Genomic DNA, 1,830 nt, shown 5'->3' on the forward strand with positions numbered 1-1,830 from the left:
CGCCTCGGTCGATGATGGCGCCATGACTCTGGCCGGCTTTCACCTTCCCGGCGGGGGGCTCGGGCAAGTCGACAGGGCGCAGGCGGGATACGCGTTCGAGCAAAGGTGAGATCACGTCGGTCAGCCTCCGGGCAGGCTCACGGCAGTCATCAAGCGATGCGGTCATCGATGACATGCGCGGCTGCGCGCCTCAGGGTCGACGCAGGTCGCCGATGTCTTCTGGCAGAACCTCCGCCAGATCCTGCAGGCCGTCGATCAGAAGCTGCAGCGTGTAATGCGGGTTGTGCGCATAGGCGCCGCCGTCCTTCGTGACGAACTGGTAATTGTAGGCGGCGCGCAGGAGCCGCGGGGTCCAGCTGGCATAGCGGTTGTCGTTCGTCGCTTCTTCGGGATCGGCGCGGCCGTCGCCGTTCGGATCGGCGAAGAAATAGGGGTAGGCCTCTTCGGCATAGGCGATCGGCGTGCGGCGACCTCCGCACCATAGCGCATGATCGCGGCGAGAAGCCTCTCCCAGATCTGCTGCATCACCATGCCGATGCCCTCGGCGGTATCGCCGTCGCCGTCGTAATCCACGAGCGACATGCGGATGGCGGACAAATCCTGCACTCCTGCGTGGCAGGTGGTGCAGTCCTCGATCTCGATCGCGGTGTCATGCGGGCCATGACAGCTCGCGCAGTCGCTCAGGCCGGGCACATGGGCGTAGCGCCCGGCATAGCTCTTGCCCTCGTATTCGTAGCCGCCGCCCGCCTCCGCGCCCATCAGCGTCGCCGCCGCGGCGGAGTAATGGATGTTGATGAAGCCCAGATTGGCCGAGACAGTGTCCTCCTCCATCCCGTCCACCGCCTTCTCGACGCGCGCGCCCGAGGCGCGGCCCTGATGGCAGACGGCGCAGACCGCCGCGCCATTGCCAAGCGATATGGGCTGGCCCGAGGGAAAGCGGACCGAGGCCAGCGACGCCGCCGCCGGATCGTGGCAGGCGGTGCATTCGATCACGGTGCCGGTCGGAACGGGGTGATCGATCACGCCCACGGTGGTCATCGGCGAGGCGAGGTAATCGACGAAGCCGGGGGTGGAATGGCAGGTGGCGCAGGCACCGGGAATCTCGCCCTCGCCGTCCCAGTGGCGGAACGCCTCTGACATCGCGTCGGCATGAGACGAGGCGAGCCAGTCCTCGACGATCTGCTCCGGCGTGGGGTCGGGGGCCTCCTGCGCCGAAAGCGTCAGGGCGGACCAGCCGCCAAGAAGCAGGGCGGGCAGTAAAATGACGGCGCGGGGCATGGTGTCCCTCCGGTTGGGGATGACCGATGCGATAAAGCCTAGGGCAGGGCGCGCCGTTCGCCCTTGATCTGGATCAAGGCGGCAGCACACGTGCCGGTCGATTAATGGGGCAAGGCCCCGATCAGGAGACAGGCATGATCGCCTTTCGCAGACCCCATGCCGCGACCACGACTGCTGCCGACGTGGAGCCGGCCCAGACTGGCGCCGTGGCCCTTCTGGCCCGCGATCTGCCGGCGTTGCGGCTCGTGGCCTGCGTGGCGGAGGGCGCGCAGGTCGATGTCGGAACGCCGCTGCTTCGGGATCGGGACAGGGCCGAGATCCGCGTCGTGTCGCCCTACACCCGGGCCGGTCGCGCGGATCGACACGGGATATGCCGCCGGATCGAACGGATCGTGATCGAGACGCGCCGCGCGCCGCCATGGACCGCCCCGGCGATGCCGGGGGAGGACCTGCGCGAAACGCTGCTGGCGCAGGGGCTCTGGCCGGAGTTCCGGACCCGCCCCTTCGGCCGCGTGCCCGAGCCCGGGGCCCAGCCGGATGCGGTCCTCGTCG

1 protein-coding gene and 1 pseudogene are annotated in these 1,830 nt (G+C 68.6%); one reads left to right on the forward strand and one right to left on the reverse strand.

Annotated features, from left to right (window positions below; translation table 11 throughout):
• Positions 1 to 255: 255 nt before the first annotated feature.
• The gene (locus tag MBELCI_RS18705) at positions 256 to 1,278 is read right to left on the reverse strand and encodes a cytochrome c3 family protein (protein ID WP_021695804.1); all 1,023 of its coding nucleotides are present in this window, start codon (positions 1,276 to 1,278) and stop codon (positions 256 to 258) included.
• A 134-nt stretch (positions 1,279 to 1,412) separates the two neighbouring features.
• Here MBELCI_RS18705 and MBELCI_RS18710 point away from each other — a divergent pair.
• Positions 1,413 to 1,830: pseudogene (locus tag MBELCI_RS18710) on the forward strand (hypothetical protein); the annotation flags it as partial.

This window comes from Limimaricola cinnabarinus LL-001 (genome assembly GCF_000466965.1).
Lineage (GTDB): Bacteria > Pseudomonadota > Alphaproteobacteria > Rhodobacterales > Rhodobacteraceae > Limimaricola > Limimaricola cinnabarinus.